The sequence below is a fragment of the Aeromonas enterica genome, from assembly GCF_054052465.1.
On sequence record NZ_JBSTYL010000025.1, the window covers coordinates 56,387 to 73,202 of the forward strand.

Here is a 16,816-nt window from a genome sequence, read left to right on the forward strand (position 1 = left end):
TTATCAGTCCCGCTTTCACCGCATTTTTGGCATAATGCCCGCTTTTGCTGCGGGACGCCCTTTTGACCATCCAGACCCTGTTCAAGCCAGACGGCCCTCTGGCCAGCCACATCGACGGCTTTGTTGCCCGCGCCCCGCAACTGGCCATGGCCGAAGCGGTCTCCCGTGCCATCAAAACTGGTGGCCGTCTGCTGGTGGAGGCGGGCACGGGCACCGGCAAGACCTATGCCTATCTGGTGCCGGCGCTGGAGTCCGGCAAGCGGGTGGTGATCAGCACCGGCTCCAAGAACCTGCAGGAGCAGCTCTTCTATCGCGATCTGCCCACCATCACGGGGGCGCTCTCCTACACCCCGCCAGTGGCCCTGCTCAAGGGGCGCAGTAACTACCTGTGCATAGAGCGCATGAATCGCCTGCTCAGCGAATCTCATCTGCAAAAGCCGGAAGTCCTCAACGATCTGGTCAAGGTCAAATCCTGGTCCACTGCCACCGACAACGGCGATGTGGGTGACATTCCGGGTCTGCAGGAGAACGCCGAGATCCTCGCCCACGTCACCAGCACCAACGACAACTGCCTCGGCCGAGACTGCCCCTATTACGACGACTGCCATCTGGTGGTGGCCCGCCGCCGCGCCATGGATGCCCAGGTGGTGGTGATCAATCATCACCTCTTCTTCGCCGATATGGCGGTGAAAGACACGGGATTTGGCGAGCTGGTGCCCGAAGCCCAGGTCTATGTGTTCGACGAGGCGCACCAGTTGGCGGAGATCGCCACCAACTACTTCGGCAAGTCGGTGGGCAGCCGCACCATCCAGGATCTGGCACAGGATATCCAGCTCGCCTATCGTGCCGAGGCCCACGACATGGGGCAGCTTGGCAAGGCGGCGGACCGGCTCTCCATCGCCAGCCAGGATTTGCGCCTCGCCTTCGGGGTGGATGGCGGCCGTGGCAATACCCGCGACATGTTGCGCCAGCCGCTCTGGGCCCAGGCGCTGGCCCGGCTCAACGATGCCCTCGGGCTCTGTTACGAGGTGCTCAAACTGGCGCTGGGGCGTGGTGAGCAGCTGGATCATGCCTTCGAACGGATCTGCGAACTGCGCACCCGCCTTGGGGAGGTGTTGACCATCAACCAGACCGGTTTCTCCTACTGGTATGACTGCTCGCGGCTGCACTTCTCCCTCAACATCACCCCGCTGTCGGTGGCCGAGCGTTTTGGCGCCGAGGTGCTGCGTCCCGAGGTGGCCTGGATCTTCACCTCCGCCACCCTGACAGTGGACATGCGCTTCGATCACTTTGTGGCTGAACTCGGGCTCGCGGGCAGCGCCGAGCTCATCCTCGACAGCCCGTTTGATTACGCCGAACAGGCGCGGCTGTGCGTGCCCCGTTTTCTGCCCGAGCCCAACGCCTTCGGGCGGGGCGAGCAGCTGGCTCAGCTGATGATCCCCCTCATCAACAAGACGCCGGGGGGCTGTTTCTTTCTCTGTACCAGCCATCAGGTGATGCGTCAGGTGGCCGAGGTGCTGCGCCGCGAAATAGGCCGCACCGTGTTGCTGCAGGGGGAAGACAACAAGCAGCGGCTGCTCAAGGAGTTCGTGGAGAATGGCCGCGCCGTGCTGGTGGCGACCAGCAGCTTCTGGGAGGGGATAGACGTGCGGGGGGCCGCGTTGTCGTGTGTTATCATCGACAAGCTGCCGTTTGCCAGCCCCGACGACCCGCTGCTCAAGGCGCGAGTCGATGATTGCAAGCTCAAGGGGGGCGATCCCTTCGCCGAGCTCCAGTTGCCCAAGGCGGTGATCGCGCTCAAACAGGGGGTGGGGCGGCTCATTCGTGATCGCAGTGATCACGGTGTACTGGTCATCTGTGATCCACGCATGGTCAACAAACCCTACGGCGCCACCTTTATCAAGAGTCTGCCTGCCATTCCTCGCACCCGTGAACTGGCTAACCTGGGGAGCTTTTTCGATCGCGGTGAATAAGTTTGCTGCTGATGGGCTGTTGATGGCAGTGAAGGTTATTTTCTCAAGAGATGGGCGGCCAAGCAGCCTGCTGAGAGGTTTTTCAGCGAGCCGCTTGCAAAGAGATGACAGAATTGAACAACGGGCGAGCACAGCTTGCTTGTCGGTTACGTAATTGACTGATTTTATAGAGATTGTAAAGCATGAACGAGTTGAAGATCCTGGCTGTTGATACCGCCACCGAAGCCTGCTCCGCCGCTCTGCTGGTGGGCGACACGCTGTTCTCCCGTTGGGAAGAGGCGCCGCGGGATCACACCCGTAAAATCTTGCCCATGGTTCAGGCTGTGTTGGATGATGCCGGGATAACCTTGGGCGAACTTGATGCCATCGCGTTCGGGCGTGGCCCGGGTTCCTTCACCGGCGTGCGCATCGGGATCAGCGTGGCTCAGGGGCTGGCGTTCGGGGTGGGCGTGCCGCTCATCGGTATCTCCACTCTGGCCGCCATGGCGCAGGGGGCTTACCGGCTGGAAGGCGCCGAGCAGGTGCTGACTGCCATCGATGCGCGCATGGGGGAGGTCTACTTCGGTCAGTATGCGCTGAAGGAGGGCCGCATGCAGCTGGTGGGTGAGGAGGTCGTAAGCGATCCGGCGGTGTTGGTGGCGTCTGACACGCTGGCGGGTCGCTGGACCCGTGTCGGTACCGGCTTTGAGACCTATGGCGAGATCCTGGGTGGTCTGGCCGAGGAGGTTGCCATGAGCCAGGTGCGCTTCCCGGCTGCCGTCGACATGCTGCCGCTGGCGCGTGCCGCCTTGCTGGCCGGGGAGGCCGTACCTGTGGAACAGGCTACCCCGGTATACTTGCGAGACAAGGTGACCTGGAAAAAATTGCCGGGTCGCAAATAAGGGCAGGGAGAGACGTGGCATGCCTGTCGCTCCTGCCGTAAACCAATATCCCCATGTCGGACAGTGTCTGGTAACAGGTTCGGTATCCGGCAAAAAGGAGAGTGACATGATGAAACGTGCGATTGTGATAGGGTTAGCTGGCTTGCTGCTCAGCGCGTGCAGCACTGTGCCCAAAGAGCTGGCCTATGAGCCGGCAAACCAGCTGGTGGCTTATCAGCCCGCCCTGGCTGGCCAGGAGGGCAAGCCTGCTCGCTGGAGCGGGGTCATCTCGGCGGTGCACAACAAGGCGGATCAGAGCGTCATCGAGGTGGTCTATCTGCCGCTCAAGTCCAACGGTGTGCCGGAACAGACCGAGCAGAGCCCGGGCCGCTTTTTGGCCATCATGAAAGGCTTTGTCGACCCGACCCTCTACGCCAAGGGGCGCAGCCTGACGGTGCTCGGCACCATAGACAAGCCAGTGGACAGCCAGATTGGCGAACACAAGTATCGCTTCTCCGTGCTCAATGCCAGCTCCAGCAAGCTGTGGCCACCGGTGAAGGAGGTGGAGATCCGTTACATGGACCCCTACTTCTACGATCCCTTCTATGATCCCTACTGGCCGAGACGGCCGCTGCGTCGCTAGGACCGGGAGTGAACGCCGTGCTGCAGGAGCGCTTCCTGACCCTGGCCGATGGCCGCCGGGTGGCCTTGCTTGAGAGTCAGCCAGTGCCGGGTGAGCAGACGAGCAAGCCCTTGCTGGTTGCGCTGCATGGCTGGCTCGACAACAGTGCGAGCTTTGTGCCCCTTGCCCCCTATCTGACCCACTTTCAGCTGGTCTGTATCGATCTGCCGGGCCATGGCCACTCGGATCACAAGGCCACCTCCTATGTCTTTGTCGATTGGCTCGACGATCTCTACCAAATCGTTCAGGCGGCAGGCTGGCCGCATTTCAGCCTGCTGGGCCACTCCCTCGGTGCCTTGATCGCCTCTGCCTATGCCGGTGTCTTTCCTGAGCAGGTGGAGCGTCTCATCATGCTGGAGGGTCTGGGCCCCTTGAGCCAGCCCGATGACGCCGTGCCTGAACAACTGCGCAAAGCGATCTTGAATCGCAGCCGCACCCGTGAGCGGATCTCCAATGGTTTTGCCTCCATCGAGGAAGCGGTAATCGCCCGTTGCAAGGTGGCGGACATTGCCCCGAACGCGGCGCGGCTTATCTGCGAGCGACAACTGGTGGAGAGGGCAGGGCGCTGGCATTGGCGCAGCGATCCCCGTTTGCGGGATCTGTCGCCACTGCGCATGAGCGAAGGACAGGCCCAGGCGTTGATGCGGGCCATCCGCTGCCCCGTGTTGTTTATCCGGGGTGAGCAGGGCTTTGCCAGCCTGTTGGCGCAATGGCAGTTGCGTTATGGCGCATTCGAGCAAATAGAAATGGTCGTTTTGGCGGGAAACCACCATTTTCACATGGAAAATTCGGAAGATACCGCCGTTTGTATCGAAAATTTTTGTCAAATTCGGTAGAATCACCGGCTTTCAATAATTCCAGGTTTGCTTTCCCCCTCACACTTTTCTGTTGTTAATTTGCTGTTAATTGATGTTGCCCTATGTAAATATGTGCGGCATTAGAGCATGAGCTTAAAACAACCGATTAAAATGGATGTGAACAGGGACGGAGGCAACACAGTGAGCGCACAGGTGCTAGTTATGCAGGAGAAGTTCGTGGAAAAAGTCTGGCTGAAGCGTTATCCGGAAGGGGTCCCCGCCGAGATCAACCCAGACCAGTACAGCTCCCTGGTCGACATGTTTGAAGAGTCGGTGAGCGAATTCGCCGATCAGCCTGCCTTCGTCAACATGGGGCAGACCATCACCTACCGCCGACTGGAAGAACAGTCTCGCGCCTTCGCCGCCTACCTGCAAAACGAGCTCAAGCTCAGCCAGGGTGATCGGGTGGCCGTGATGATGCCGAACCTGTTGCAATACCCCATTGCCGTGTTTGGCATCCTGCGCGCCGGCATGATAGTGGTCAACGTCAACCCGCTCTATACCCCGCGCGAGCTGGAGCATCAGCTCAAGGACTCGGGTGCCAAGGCTATCGTCATCGTCTCCAACTTTGCCCATACCCTGGAAAAAGTCGTCTACGACACCCCGATCAAGCACGTCATCCTGACCCGCATGGGCGACAACCTGGGTCTGGCGAAAGGCACGCTAGTCAACTTCGTGGTGAAATACGTCAAGAAGCTGGTGCCCAAATACAACCTGCCCCACGCCAGCACCATGCGTCAGGCCCTCTCCAAGGGGCGCTACCTGCAGTACATCAAGCCCGAGATCACCAACGACGATCTCGCCTTCCTGCAGTACACAGGCGGCACCACCGGCCTCTCCAAGGGGGCCATGCTGACTCATCGCAACATGATTGCGAACGTCGAACAGTGCCTTGGCGTCTACGGTCCCATGCTGGAGCGGGGCAAGGAGTTCGTGGTCACGGCACTGCCGCTCTACCACGTCTTCGCGCTGACGGTGAACTGCCTGCTGTTCATGCGCCTGGGGGGATACAACCTGCTCATCAGCAACCCGCGCGACATCCCGGGCTTTGTCAAAGAGATCAGAAAATACCCCTTCACCTGCATCACAGGCGTCAATACCCTGTTCAATGCCCTGGTCAACAATGGCGAATTCCAGTCAATGGATTTCAGTAAATTGAAGCTGACCATAGGGGGGGGCATGGCAGTGCAACGGGCGGTCGCCGAACAGTGGAAGGGGCTGACCGACACCCCGCTGCTGGAAGGTTATGGCCTGACCGAGTGTTCTCCGCTGGTGAGCGTCTGTCCCTACGATCTGCTCGACTACAACGGCTCCATCGGTCTGCCGGTCTGCTCCACCGATATCCGGCTGGTGGATGACGCCGGCCGGGTGATCACCGAATTTGGCAAGCCCGGCGAGATGCAGGTACGCGGCCCCCAGGTGATGGTGGGTTACTGGCAGCGTCCCGAGGCCACCGCCGAGGTGATGCAGGATGGCTGGCTCTGTACCGGCGACATCGCCGTGTGCGACGAGCAGGGCTTCTTCAAGATCGTCGATCGCAAGAAGGACATGATCCTGGTCTCGGGTTTCAACGTCTATCCGAACGAGATCGAGGATGTGGTGGCGCTTCACCCCAAGGTGCTGGAAGTGGCTGCGGTTGGCGTGCCGCACAAGGTTTCCGGCGAGCTGGTGAAGATCTTCGTGGTCAAGAAAGATGCAAAACTGCAGGAGGACGAGATTATTGCCCACTGCCGTACACATCTGACTGCCTATAAGGTGCCGAAACTGGTAGAATTTCGCGACGAACTTCCCAAGACCAATGTGGGCAAGATCCTGCGCCGTGTGCTGCGCGACGAGGAAATTGCCAAGCAATAGCGGGCGATGCGCCGCTGTCATGCAAAACCGTGGGTCATGCCACGGTTTTTTCTTTTGGCCCTGATCAACGCGCAGGCAAAGATGCACTATCAACTTATTTCACAGCAAGCCGAACTGGAACAGTATCTCGCTTCCCTGGCCGATGTTCCCCTGGCCATCGATACTGAATTCGTCCGCACCCGCACCTATTACCCCCAGTTGGGCCTGTTCCAGATCTATGATGGCGAGCACCTGGCCCTGCTGGATCCCCTGACTCTGGACCTCACCCCCCTGTGGCAACGGCTTGGCCGGGCAGGGCAGATCGCCATACTGCACGCTTCCGGCGAAGACCTGGAACTGATCCAGCACGAGGCCGGCCATCTGCCCAATCAGATGCACGACACCCAGCTGGCGACTGCCTTTCTGGGGCACGGCGTCTCGGTGGGCTTCGGCGCCCTGGTCAAGGAGTTCCTCGGGGTGGAGTTGGAGAAAGATCAGGCTCGTACCGACTGGCTCGCTCGTCCGCTTACCGAGCGTCAGCTCGAATACGCGGCGGCCGATGTGTTCTATCTGATGCCGCTCTATGAGAAGGTGATGGCCCGGCTGCACGAGAGCGGCAAGTTTGCCTGGTTCGAGCAGGAGTGCCAGAACCACTCGGCCCGCAAAACCCAGGGCAGCGATCCCCGTCAGGCCTATCTCGAAATAATCAACGCCTGGCAACTGGGGCGTCGTGAACTGGCCATACTGCGCGAGCTGGCCGCCTGGCGTCAGCAAGAGGCGGTACGGCGGGATCTGGCTCTCAACTTCGTGGTCAAGGAGCTGCACCTGTTCAAGGTGGCGGAGCGCAAACCCACCTCACTGCGCGATCTCAACGAGCTGGGACTGGCTCCCATCGAAATCAAGATCCACGGCAAGCGGATGCTGGACATAGTCGCGACGGCCCAGCAGAGTGACCCTGCGAGCTGGCCTGATCCCATTCGTCGGTTGGTGGATTATCCCCAGTACAAGGCAGAGCTCAAACGCATCAAGGGGATGGTGGAAGAGAAGGCCAAGGCCAGCAACATTCCGCCGGAACTGGTGGCGAGCAAGAAGATCATTCACCAGTACTTCACCTGGAGCTGGCGCATGAGCGATGAAGAGCGCGCTCGCGCTGACAAGCCCATGCTGCTGCAAGGGTGGCGTCATGAGCTGGTGGGTCACCTGCTGGCACAGTAAGCGACACAGTCAACAATGGGCCCGATGGGCCCATTTTTTTATCTGTCTCAGTATTACTACAGCGGGTAGCGGTAGCGTGCGAGGATCTTCGCGTATTCAGGGCTTTGCAACAGTGCCTGGATGGCTTTGTCGAGCCGTTGCAACTGCTGGGGCGTGGTGGTGCGCCGGCTCAGCATCAAATGCACGGGTGTTTGCTGGATAGTGAGCAGGGTAGTCAGCTCATCGAGTGGCATGCCAACGAGGCTCAGCTCCTGCAGCCCCATGGGATCCATGACCACGCCCTGGATGCGGCCTGCCAGCAGCAATTTCACCAGCTGATCCAGCCGCAGCCTGACGAGCAGGCGATCCTTCAGCTGAGAAGATTGCATGAAGGCACGAAAATCCACGCCATAGTCAAAGTCGCGCAGCAGGCCAATGGTGAACTCGGTGCGAGGCAGCAGATCGGAGAGCTGAGCGATCCCCTGCCAGCGTGATTTGTCCTGGCGCCGGATGAGAAGCACTGTCTCTTCATTGCGATAGGGGATGGAAAAGCGGGCGAACTGTTCGCGCTCGGCGGTTTGATTGGCGGACATGGTTATCTGGACTGTGCCGAACTCCAGCTCGCGTAGCACGCGGGCCCAGGGCATTTCGCTGTAACTGGCGTCAAAACCGGCCCGGCTGAAGATGGCCTCCAGCAAGTCGATGTCCAGCCCCTGCAGCTGCTGCTGTTCATCGCGAAAGCTGAACGGATGCCAGCTTGACCAGCCCACGATCAGTGACTCCTGTGCCCAGGCGATACAACACAGACACCATAACAACAAGACTCTGTACACGGATCTGTCCCTGTTCAGCGTGGTTGTTGTTGATTATTGAATAGAAACGGCAGGCTGACCAGCCCGGAAGCGAGGATGCACGAATGTGCATCCCTCAGAGTTCGTGGGCGTGGAATCCCTTGCGATAGCGGGCTTCGCAGCGCGGGCAGCGTTGCAGGGTCGGATCCTGTTCGAGTTGCTCGATGGCAAGCGGCTCTTCGCAATCGGAACAGAGACCATAGAGGCCCAGATCCATTTGGCAGAGGGCAGCATCGATCCGCTTGAGGCTGGCCACGCTCTGCTCCACCTTGGGCAAGTCGAGGCGACTGGTCAGATCCACCAGCTGATCCCGTTCGCAGTGATCCACTTGTTCCGCCCATTCGTCACGCCGACAGGCTTTGAGCTGACCGATCAGCTCTTCTCTTACTTGCGCCCAGTCAGTCAGCAGGCGATCACGCCACACGGCCAACCGAGCTTGCGTCATTTCACACACACTAGCCCCCAACAGACGAATTACAAATCCAGGGCAGTATAGGGAGACGACAGGATTATCAAGATGATATGCGTCAAGTAAAGGACGGTTAGATCACAGTTTTCGAGGCTTGCAGCAAGGCATCCCGAATGGGATCCGTCTCCTTGCACAGCCTGATATCGCGAAACAGCAGATCGGCCTCGGGGTATTCTCGCCTGAGGTAGCTGAACCACTGCTTGATCCGGCTCGGATAGTAATCGGCCTTCTCGCTCGCCAGATCTTGCTCGGTGTAGGTCACCATCAGCCGCAGCACCTCGGCCCAGCTCATGTGGGCACAGCCGCTCTTCATTACGTTCGCCAGGTTGGGCAGAGAGATGGCGCCGCGCCCCACCATCAAGGTGTCGCAGCCGGAGACCCGGGTGCAGCTGAGGGCATCGGCATGGTTCCAGATCTCGCCGTTGGCGGTGACGGGGATGGGCAGGGCGCGGCGGATGGCGTCCACATACTCCCAGTGGGCCGGAGCCTTGTAGCCTTCGCGCTTGGTGCGGGCATGTACCGCCAGCTCGTTGGCTCCCGCCTGATAGACGGCCTGGGCGTTCTCCAGGTAGAGATCCTTGTCATCGTATCCGAGGCGGATCTTGGCGCTCACCGGCAGGTGGGCAGGCACCGCCTCGCGTACCGCCTTGACGATGCGGTAAATGGTGTCGGGCTCTTTGAGCAAGACGGCGCCGCCCTTGCTCTTGTTCACCGTGGGGGCAGGGCAGCCAAAGTTGAGATCGACCCCGGGGGAGCCGAGTTCGATGGCACGCACCGCGTTCTCGGCCAGCCATTCGGGGTGCTGCCCCAGCAGTTGTAACCGTACCGGGGTGCCTGCGCGGGTCTTGCCACCCTGTTTGAGTTCGGGCGCGATCCGATAAAACACCTTGGCAGGCAACAGCTGATCGACCACGCGGATAAATTCGCTGACGCAGAGGTCGTAGTCGTTGACGGAGGTGAGCACCTCCCGCATCAGGTGATCCAGCACCCCCTGCATGGGGGCCAAAATAACGCGCATAGCTGCTTCCGAAGACAATAGGGGAGAAAAAAGAGCGCAGATTGTAGTGGCAATGGCCTGCGTTGTCAGCCGTCAGCCCACTCGTTGAGCGTAATCAGTCGCGGCTCGCAGGACCAGGCTGTCAGCTTTTGGGCCAACTCTGTTAGGCTAAGCGGAGCCGTATTGAAGAGGATCTGCCATGAAACGTTGGTGTCTGATGGGATTGGGCTGGTTGGCATTCGTCACCGGCATCATAGGAATCGTATTGCCCCTGTTGCCGACTACCCCCTTCATGTTGTTGGCGGCGGCGCTGTTTGCCCGCTCGTCCCCCCGTTTTCACCGCTGGCTGCTGGCTCACCCCTGGTTTGGCCCCCCCATCGCCGATTGGCAACAGTATCGCGGCATTCGCCGACACGCCCGGCGCCGGGCCATCATCTTTATTCTGCTCTCCTTCTCGGTGTCGCTGGCGGTGGTGCCTCTGCTGTGGGTCAGGCTGCTGCTCATTGCCATAATGGTGATCCTGCTCACCTGGTTAATGCGTCTGCCGGTACTGGAGCCAGTTGCAATGGCGAAGTGAAGTCCCTAAGCTATTGCGGCAATAATGCTATGGAGTCGGCCTGTCATTTTGCGTGACGGGCCTTTTTATTTCCCGCTGGCGGGAATCGAGAAATACGGCCACGCCTGGGCTCAAAAAATAAGCGGTCAAACAATGAATCCGGATACCCTGAAATTTATCGAAGCGAGCATCAAAACCATCCCCGACTATCCGAAGCCGGGCATTCTGTTTCGTGACATCACCAGCCTGATAGAGAACGCGGAGGCCTTCAAGGCCACCATCGATCTGCTGGCTGAGCATTATCGTGATCAAGGGATCACCAAGATCGTCGGCACCGAGGCCCGCGGCTTCATCTTCGGTGCACCGGTCGCCTTCGCCATGGGCCTGGGGTTTGTGCCGGTGCGCAAGCCTGGCAAGCTGCCCCGCGAAGTGATCGAGGAGTCCTATGCCCTCGAATACGGTACCGACACCCTGCAATTGCACACAGATGCCATCGTGCCCGGTGACAAGGTGCTGGTAGTGGACGATCTGCTGGCCACCGGCGGTACCGTCGATGCGACCGTCAAGCTCATCCGCCGTGCCGGTGGTGACGTGGCCGATGCCGCTTTCATCATCTCACTGCCGTCTCTGGGCGGCGATGCCCGTCTGACTGCGGCCGGCATCAAGGTCGTCTCACTGGTCGAACTGGCCGGCGAGTAATCCCCCAGGATGCAACGCGGCCTCGTCAGCCTGCTGCGTGTCCCGAAACCGGTGCCCATCCGGGCATCGGTTTGAAATTCAAGCGATCCCTCCCGACCTCGCCGATAGCCGATACAGCCCGCCTGGCATTTGTGTTAGCATTCTGCCTCAATGCCTTGTCATCCCTGCATCGAGACTTATGAGCTATCAGGTTCTGGCGCGTAAATGGCGCCCCCATACGTTTGAACAAGTGGTAGGCCAGCACCATGTGCTGACCGCCTTGACCAACGCCCTGGATCAGGGACGGCTGCATCACGCCTATCTGCTGAGCGGTACCCGTGGGGTTGGCAAGACCACCATAGCCCGCATTCTGGCCAAGAGTCTCAATTGCGAGCAGGGGATCAGCAGCCATCCGTGCGGTGTGTGCGACACCTGCCGCGAGATCGATCAGGGCAATTTTGTCGATCTGCTGGAGATCGATGCGGCGTCCCGCACCAAGGTGGAAGACACCCGGGAACTGCTCGACAACGTGCAGTACCGGCCGGCCCGCGGCCGCTTCAAGGTCTACCTCATCGATGAAGTGCACATGTTGTCGCGTCACAGCTTCAACGCGCTGCTGAAGACTCTGGAAGAGCCGCCCCCCTATGTGAAGTTTCTGCTGGCCACCACGGATCCGCAGAAGCTGCCCATTACCATCCTCTCCCGCTGTCTGCAATTTCATCTCAAGAGTCTGGATCAGACCCAGATCGCCAAGCAGCTGGAGTGGGTGCTTGATCAGGAGGGGCAGCCCTTTGAGCCGCGCGCCCTGCAGGCCCTGGCCAAGGCCGCCGACGGCAGTATGCGCGATGCCCTGAGCCTGACCGATCAGGCGCTGGCCCACGGCAACGGCAGCGTTCGCCTCGAGAGCGTGCTGGCGATGCTGGGGACGCTCGATCACCGCCATCTGCACCAGCTGCTGGAGGCCATCCTGCGCCAGGATGCCCCGGCGACCATGGCCAAGATCACCGAGATTGCCACCCTGGGCCCCGATTTTGATCAGCTGCACGCCGAGCTGGAGGGATTGCTCCATCGCATCGCCATGGCGCAGCTGCTGCCTGCCAGCGTGCAGGAGCAGGGGGCGGATGCCGATTCTCTGCTGCAACTGGCCCAGGCCATGAGTCCGGAAGAGGTGCAGCTCTGCTACCAGATAGTGCTGGGGGGGCGCAAGGATCTGCCCTGGGCGCCCGATGGTCGCACCGCGCTCGAGATGACCTGCCTGCGCATGCTGGCCTTCTCCCCGCGCCGAGAGGCCGTGCACCCGGCCAACCTTGCCGCTCTGCCGTCCGGACTTTCCGTGGCAGGCGGGAGGAGTGCACCGGCCCCGCTGGGAAAGCCTCAGGGGGTTGAGCCAGCCCCCGCGTCGGCCACTGCGACTGTGGCCCAACCGGCTGTATCTGGTGATGCTCCGACCCTCACGCCGGGGGCGCACACCCTTGTGCAGGCTGAGCCTGTCATCCCTCTCTCTGCGGATGAGCAAGAGAGCACCAGCGATGAGTTGAGTGCGCCGCTGTTTGCCGAGCAGGACGAGTTGCTGCGTGAGGCGCAGCAGATGGGCTATGAGGGGTCCGCTGGCGCGAGTGAGCCAATGTCTCCCGTCAGCAGGCGTGATGACGTGATGCAGGACGTCTCATTGGCAGCTCCGTCATCCCCCGAGCCTCACATCGAGGCGGCGCCGGTTGCCGAGCCGGAGACTACGGCCTCAGCCGCGTCCAGCATGCAGAGCCTGCTGGGCAAGCGCAATCTGCTGCGCAGCCGCCTGCGTGGTGAGCCAGGAGCCACCGACGTTGCGTCAGCACCTCCTCGCGTTGCGCCCACCCGGCCCGTGAAGGCTCCCGAGGCCGGCCCGATCGCGCAGCCGGTTGCTGCATCCGCATCTCCCGGCTGGCAAGCCGCCGCCGTTGCGCCGACCCAGAGTACTGCTGTGGCGGGTTATGAGGAGCTGCCGCCGCTCGATGCCTATGACGACAGTGGCAGCGACTACGAAGAGTATCTGAGCCAGGGCTTTAGCGATGCCGCTGCCAGTACGCCCATGCCACACCGGGTGCCGGCGGCTCCCGCAGCCAGCGCCGGGCCTGCATATGGTCAGGCTGCCCCGGCTCAGGCTCCCGCCAGAGCTAGTCCCAACCCGGACGATCTGCCGCCCTGGGATCTGGACGGTACGCCGGCCGCGAGGGTGCAGGTAGCGCCTGCCGTGTCCAGCGCCGCACCCGCGATGCCCCAGCCCCAGATTGCTGCTGCCAGCGAACCACAGCCGACGGCGACCTCAGTGATGGAGACCATCGACTGGGATGAGCTGGAGAGCGACAGCCAGCCCGAGGAGGGGGAAGAGGTCGCCAGACTGATCCCGTCTTCCTTGCTGGTCAACTGCGGCGATCCCTGGGCCGAGTTGATTGCCCGCACCGGGGTCGGTGGCCGGTTGCGTCAGCTGGCGATCAACTCTGTCATGCGCCAGCAGGGAGACACTGTGCTGCTGACCCTCAAGCCCGAGCAGCGCCACCTCATCAGCGATCGGGCCCGCGCCGATCTGGCCGAGATCATAGGCCCGGAGCTGGGGCAGTCCGTGCAGGTAGAGGTGACCCTGGGCCTGGTGCCCGATCAGGAGACGCCGCTGGAGATAGAGCACCGCCTCTATCTGGGAGTGCGCGAGCAGGTAAGCCGGGATCTGGAGCAGGATCCCAACGTGCAGTTTTTAGTTCAGCGATTCGGCGCCGTGCTCCACCACGAGAGCATAGAGCCGCTAAGTAATTGAATTCGATGTTTAACACCCATGCCGGGCCCAGTGCCCGGTTGAAAAGCGGTTTGCTTGTCCCCATCTAGGACAGACAAGCCTACAGCCCGGCGCTGGATGCCGGATTTCAAGACGAGAGACGACATATGTTTGGTAAAGGTGGAATGGGGAACCTGATGAAGCAGGCCCAACAGATGCAAGAGCGCATGCAGAAGATGCAAGAGCAGCTTGCCCAGATGGAAGTGGTCGGCGAAGCCGGCGCTGGCATGGTCAAGGTCACCATGGCCGGCAGCCACAGCGTGCGTCGCATCGAGATCGACCCGAGCCTGATGGAAGATGACAAAGAGATGATCGAAGATCTGGTCGCTGCCGCCGTCAACGATGCCGTGCGTCGTGTGGAAGAGCAGAACAAGACCAAGATGGGCGAGCTGACCGGTGGCATGCAACTGCCGCCGGGCATGAAGCTGCCCTTCTAAGTTAAGTATTAATTTTTTATAATCAAATAGTTATGTGATGCTATCCAGCTTGTTGGTTGTATATGGGTCATCTTGCCCCCGTTTTTTCGACAATGCTTTCCGGTAATCGGGATTGTCGTTGCTGACTCATTGGGCATAGATGGTACGGATCATCCCCAATCTGTTTACCCAAGTTGCCTGGTCAGGGCAGGGGGCTACCACCATCAGACGTGTGGTGAAGCATAGCTATGGCGCAGCTGACACGGTTTACTCTGTGTCAGCTGCGCTTTTATCTAGTGTCCCAATGACCATGTTCCATGGGGGGCCCAGTGCCCCAGGCAAACCCGCTTTGATATTCACTCCCCTCCCGTAACGCTCCAGCATCCGGCGTCAACCCAGATAATTCTTTAGGTAGTGGGTCGCCACGCCATGGAATCGCACCATCCTCTCTTTCAACCGATGGAGATCTCCGTTTACATGCTGGATGTGGTAAGCACCGACCACTCGTTTACCTTGACGGTGACGAATCACCTGATGGGTGACCCCTACACCTTGCTGAAACTGCCATAAACAACCCTCGTTACACACTACTGCACCCAGCGAGAGAAGCGGTTTCAAGACTGCGATGATCGTCTTGGCATTCATCTGCACCGGCTGAAAATCCGCGTAGTGGCTCACCCTGTCTTGGCCCCCTGACCGGGATTTCATCCGGCCCGGTACCACGAATTTTCCCTTCACCATCACGACGCTTTGCCGGGCGAGGCAATCAACCTTGCCCCTTGAATGATTCGTGAAAGAAGGTTTCATCTACCTCAACGATGCTCTCTTCCCTTTGTGCCTGATGAGCTACCATCGCGCGCCAGCATCAACCTGAAGCATGGGGACAACCGCTGCATGCCGGTAATCGGGAGTTCAGGGAGCTAATGGTGTGTGGATCCGTGGGCTGCCGCTGAGCAACACGCGTTGGTGCAAGGTAGAGAGTGGAGAGATAGCCGGTGTTGAAAGGCTGGGGTGTCCATGATGGTAAACCTCAGCCTTTTCAGGACAGCGCCGTTAAAAAGCCCCGCCAACGGCGTTGGCGGGGCTTCTCTTTTTCCATCAAGGGATGAGGATCAGAGCGCCGGCAGCAGACCCAGACTGACGCTTACTTGCACACCGACAATCAGCACGCCCATGGCGCCGGCCAGACCCAGGGCCAGCATGCCACCGGGTGCACGGTAGTGGTGAGCCTCGACCCGCTTGCGGCTCTGCCACACCAGGGTTACCGGCAGCAGCACCGCCAGCACCGCCAGCGCGATGGCGGCATAACCCAGCGCCATGATGAAGCCTTGCGGGAAGTAGAGCGCGAACAGCAGGGGCGGCACGAAGGTGATCAGCCCGGTCTGGCTGCGACCCTGCCAGTTGTCTTTGCGGCGAGTCACCTTGGCCATGAAGTCAAACAGCCCCAGCGTCACCCCGAGGAAGGAGGTGGCGAGCGCCAGATCGGCGAACAGATGCATCGCCTGATTGAAAGCGGGCCAGCTGACCAGATTGCCGACGCTGGCCAAAAGGCTGTCGAGCGCGCCGCCAGTCTGGATCAGGGTCTGCTGACCGAGCAGCCCCAGGATGGCCACCTGCCACAGCACATAAAGGATGAGCGGCAGGGCCGAGCCCCACACAAATACCCGGCGCAGCTGTTTGGGGCAGTCGCCCAGGTAGAGCATCACGCTCGGGATGGAGCCGTGGAAGCCAAACGAGGTGAAGATCACCGGCAGGCCTGCCAGAAGCAAACCCTGGCCGAGCGGCATGGAGAGCAGGTGTTGCCCTTCGGCGCGCGGCAGCAGCAGGGCCAGCACGGCCACCATGATCACCAGTTTCACGGTGAACATCAGCCGGTTGAGGTAATCCACCTGCTTGGTGCCGACGCAGACCATGCCGCCAAACAGCAGGGTAAAGGCCCAGGCTGCCTGCTCCTGGCTGAGGGTCATGCCCGCATCGGCCAGCGCCTGGGCCAGCAGGCTGCTGCCGCCGCTGATGTAGGCGGAGGCCAGCGAATAGAACAGCATCAGGATGCAGAAGGAGGCGATGCGTTTGCCCCAGGGGCCGAGCAGGTGATCCGCCAGCTGGTGCAGGTACCACTTGCCGGTGTTGAGGCTGGCTTCCACCTGCAACATGGCGGTGAAGGCCATCAGGGCCCAGAGCCCGATCATCAACAGCAGGGTGGCGGGCCCGCCAAGGGAGGAGGAAGCCAGCGGCAGGGCCAGCATGCCGGCACCTATGGTGGTGCCGGCAATCAACAGGGTACAACCCAGGGTCTTGGTGTTCATGGTGTCCATCCAGATCGAGAAACTGCGTATTCAAAAAAGAGTGCCAGTGGCTGTGCTGGCAAGGCGCCTCCGGGGTCGGGACCGGAGGCTAGCGATATCGGAGTGGACGCATCGTTACGAAAAACCGTGGGTTGTAAAAGATGGTTGCCACGTTAACGGATCAAAATAGTGGAAACAAGCCTGTAAAGGCGGATTTTGTACTGGAAGGTGGCAATAGGTGGAAATAAAAGATTACAGAAAGGGGTGTTGACTGGTGGAAAAACGCGCCGGCGGGGGGAGGGCCCGGGCGGGGAGGGGGGGGCGCGGGGCCGCGTGAGGGGGCGGCGCACCTTTTTGAG

The 16,816-nt window shown here is 60.6% G+C and carries 14 protein-coding genes and 2 pseudogenes; 10 read left to right on the forward strand and 6 right to left on the reverse strand.

Translation table 11 applies throughout. From position 1 onward, the window contains the following. Positions 1 to 62 precede the first annotated feature (62 nt). The 6 genes from ACW5XD_RS20080 to rnd all read left to right on the forward strand — a co-directional run bounded on the left by ACW5XD_RS20080 (position 63) and on the right by rnd (position 7,420). On the forward strand, positions 63 to 1,973 hold the full coding sequence (locus ACW5XD_RS20080) for an ATP-dependent DNA helicase (protein ID WP_456496399.1): 1,911 nt from the start codon (positions 63 to 65) through the stop codon (positions 1,971 to 1,973). A gap of 182 nt (positions 1,974 to 2,155) precedes the next feature. Then, positions 2,156 to 2,854 carry a tRNA (adenosine(37)-N6)-threonylcarbamoyltransferase complex dimerization subunit type 1 TsaB gene (tsaB, locus tag ACW5XD_RS20085; protein ID WP_456496400.1) on the forward strand — a complete coding sequence of 233 codons (699 nt, stop codon included), beginning with the start codon at positions 2,156 to 2,158 and terminating at the stop codon, positions 2,852 to 2,854. Positions 2,855 to 2,960: 106 nt separating this feature from the next. After that, positions 2,961 to 3,476: a Slp family lipoprotein gene (locus ACW5XD_RS20090; protein ID WP_456496401.1), complete on the forward strand. Its 516-nt coding sequence runs from the start codon at positions 2,961 to 2,963 to the stop codon at positions 3,474 to 3,476. 8 nt (positions 3,477 to 3,484) lie between these two features. After that, positions 3,485 to 4,351, forward strand: a complete 867-nt coding sequence (locus tag ACW5XD_RS20095; protein ID WP_456496402.1) for an alpha/beta fold hydrolase — start codon at positions 3,485 to 3,487, stop codon at positions 4,349 to 4,351. 198 nt (positions 4,352 to 4,549) lie between these two features. Further along, positions 4,550 to 6,226, forward strand: a complete 1,677-nt coding sequence (gene fadD / locus ACW5XD_RS20100) for a long-chain-fatty-acid--CoA ligase FadD (protein WP_456496412.1) — start codon at positions 4,550 to 4,552, stop codon at positions 6,224 to 6,226. Positions 6,227 to 6,307: 81 nt separating this feature from the next. Continuing rightward, positions 6,308 to 7,420 carry a ribonuclease D gene (rnd, locus tag ACW5XD_RS20105; protein WP_456496403.1) on the forward strand — a complete coding sequence of 371 codons (1,113 nt, stop codon included), beginning with the start codon at positions 6,308 to 6,310 and terminating at the stop codon, positions 7,418 to 7,420. Positions 7,421 to 7,476: 56 nt separating this feature from the next. Here rnd and ACW5XD_RS20110 read toward each other — a convergent pair whose 3' ends face one another. The 3 genes from ACW5XD_RS20110 to dusC form a co-directional block, all read right to left on the reverse strand. Continuing rightward, positions 7,477 to 8,232, reverse strand: a complete 756-nt coding sequence (locus ACW5XD_RS20110) for a substrate-binding periplasmic protein (RefSeq protein ID WP_456496404.1) — start codon at positions 8,230 to 8,232, stop codon at positions 7,477 to 7,479. Positions 8,233 to 8,326: 94 nt separating this feature from the next. Continuing rightward, complete coding sequence (locus ACW5XD_RS20115; RefSeq protein WP_456496405.1) at positions 8,327 to 8,695, reverse strand: TraR/DksA family transcriptional regulator; 369 nt, start codon at positions 8,693 to 8,695, stop codon at positions 8,327 to 8,329. A gap of 97 nt (positions 8,696 to 8,792) precedes the next feature. Beyond that, positions 8,793 to 9,737, reverse strand: coding sequence for a tRNA dihydrouridine(16) synthase DusC (gene dusC / locus ACW5XD_RS20120; protein WP_456496406.1), 945 nt, complete (start codon positions 9,735 to 9,737; stop codon positions 8,793 to 8,795). A gap of 178 nt (positions 9,738 to 9,915) precedes the next feature. On the opposite strand from dusC, the gene ACW5XD_RS20125 reads away from it, so the two are divergent. The 4 genes from ACW5XD_RS20125 (at position 9,916) to ACW5XD_RS20140 (ending at position 14,193) form a co-directional block, all read left to right on the forward strand. Beyond that, positions 9,916 to 10,293, forward strand: a complete 378-nt coding sequence (locus tag ACW5XD_RS20125; protein ID WP_042871295.1) for a YbaN family protein — start codon at positions 9,916 to 9,918, stop codon at positions 10,291 to 10,293. Positions 10,294 to 10,425: 132 nt separating this feature from the next. After that, a complete protein-coding gene (gene apt / locus ACW5XD_RS20130) occupies positions 10,426 to 10,971 on the forward strand; it encodes an adenine phosphoribosyltransferase (RefSeq protein WP_042871293.1) in 546 nt (181 codons plus the stop codon). 178 nt (positions 10,972 to 11,149) lie between these two features. Then, positions 11,150 to 13,738, forward strand: coding sequence for a DNA polymerase III subunit gamma/tau (gene dnaX, locus ACW5XD_RS20135; RefSeq protein WP_456496407.1), 2,589 nt, complete (start codon positions 11,150 to 11,152; stop codon positions 13,736 to 13,738). Positions 13,739 to 13,863: 125 nt separating this feature from the next. Next, complete coding sequence (locus tag ACW5XD_RS20140) at positions 13,864 to 14,193, forward strand: YbaB/EbfC family nucleoid-associated protein (RefSeq protein WP_042037688.1); 330 nt, start codon at positions 13,864 to 13,866, stop codon at positions 14,191 to 14,193. 246 nt (positions 14,194 to 14,439) lie between these two features. On the opposite strand, the pseudogene ACW5XD_RS20145 reads toward ACW5XD_RS20140, so the two are convergent. The 3 genes and pseudogenes from ACW5XD_RS20145 to ACW5XD_RS20155 all read right to left on the reverse strand — a co-directional run. After that, positions 14,440 to 15,031 (reverse strand): annotated as a pseudogene (locus ACW5XD_RS20145) (IS1595 family transposase); the annotation flags it as partial. Positions 15,032 to 15,049: 18 nt separating this feature from the next. Continuing rightward, positions 15,050 to 15,191: pseudogene (locus ACW5XD_RS20150) on the reverse strand (IS1595 family transposase); the annotation flags it as partial. Positions 15,192 to 15,284: 93 nt separating this feature from the next. Beyond that, on the reverse strand, positions 15,285 to 16,478 hold the full coding sequence (locus ACW5XD_RS20155; protein ID WP_456496408.1) for an aromatic amino acid transport family protein: 1,194 nt from the start codon (positions 16,476 to 16,478) through the stop codon (positions 15,285 to 15,287). Positions 16,479 to 16,816: the final 338 nt, after the last annotated feature.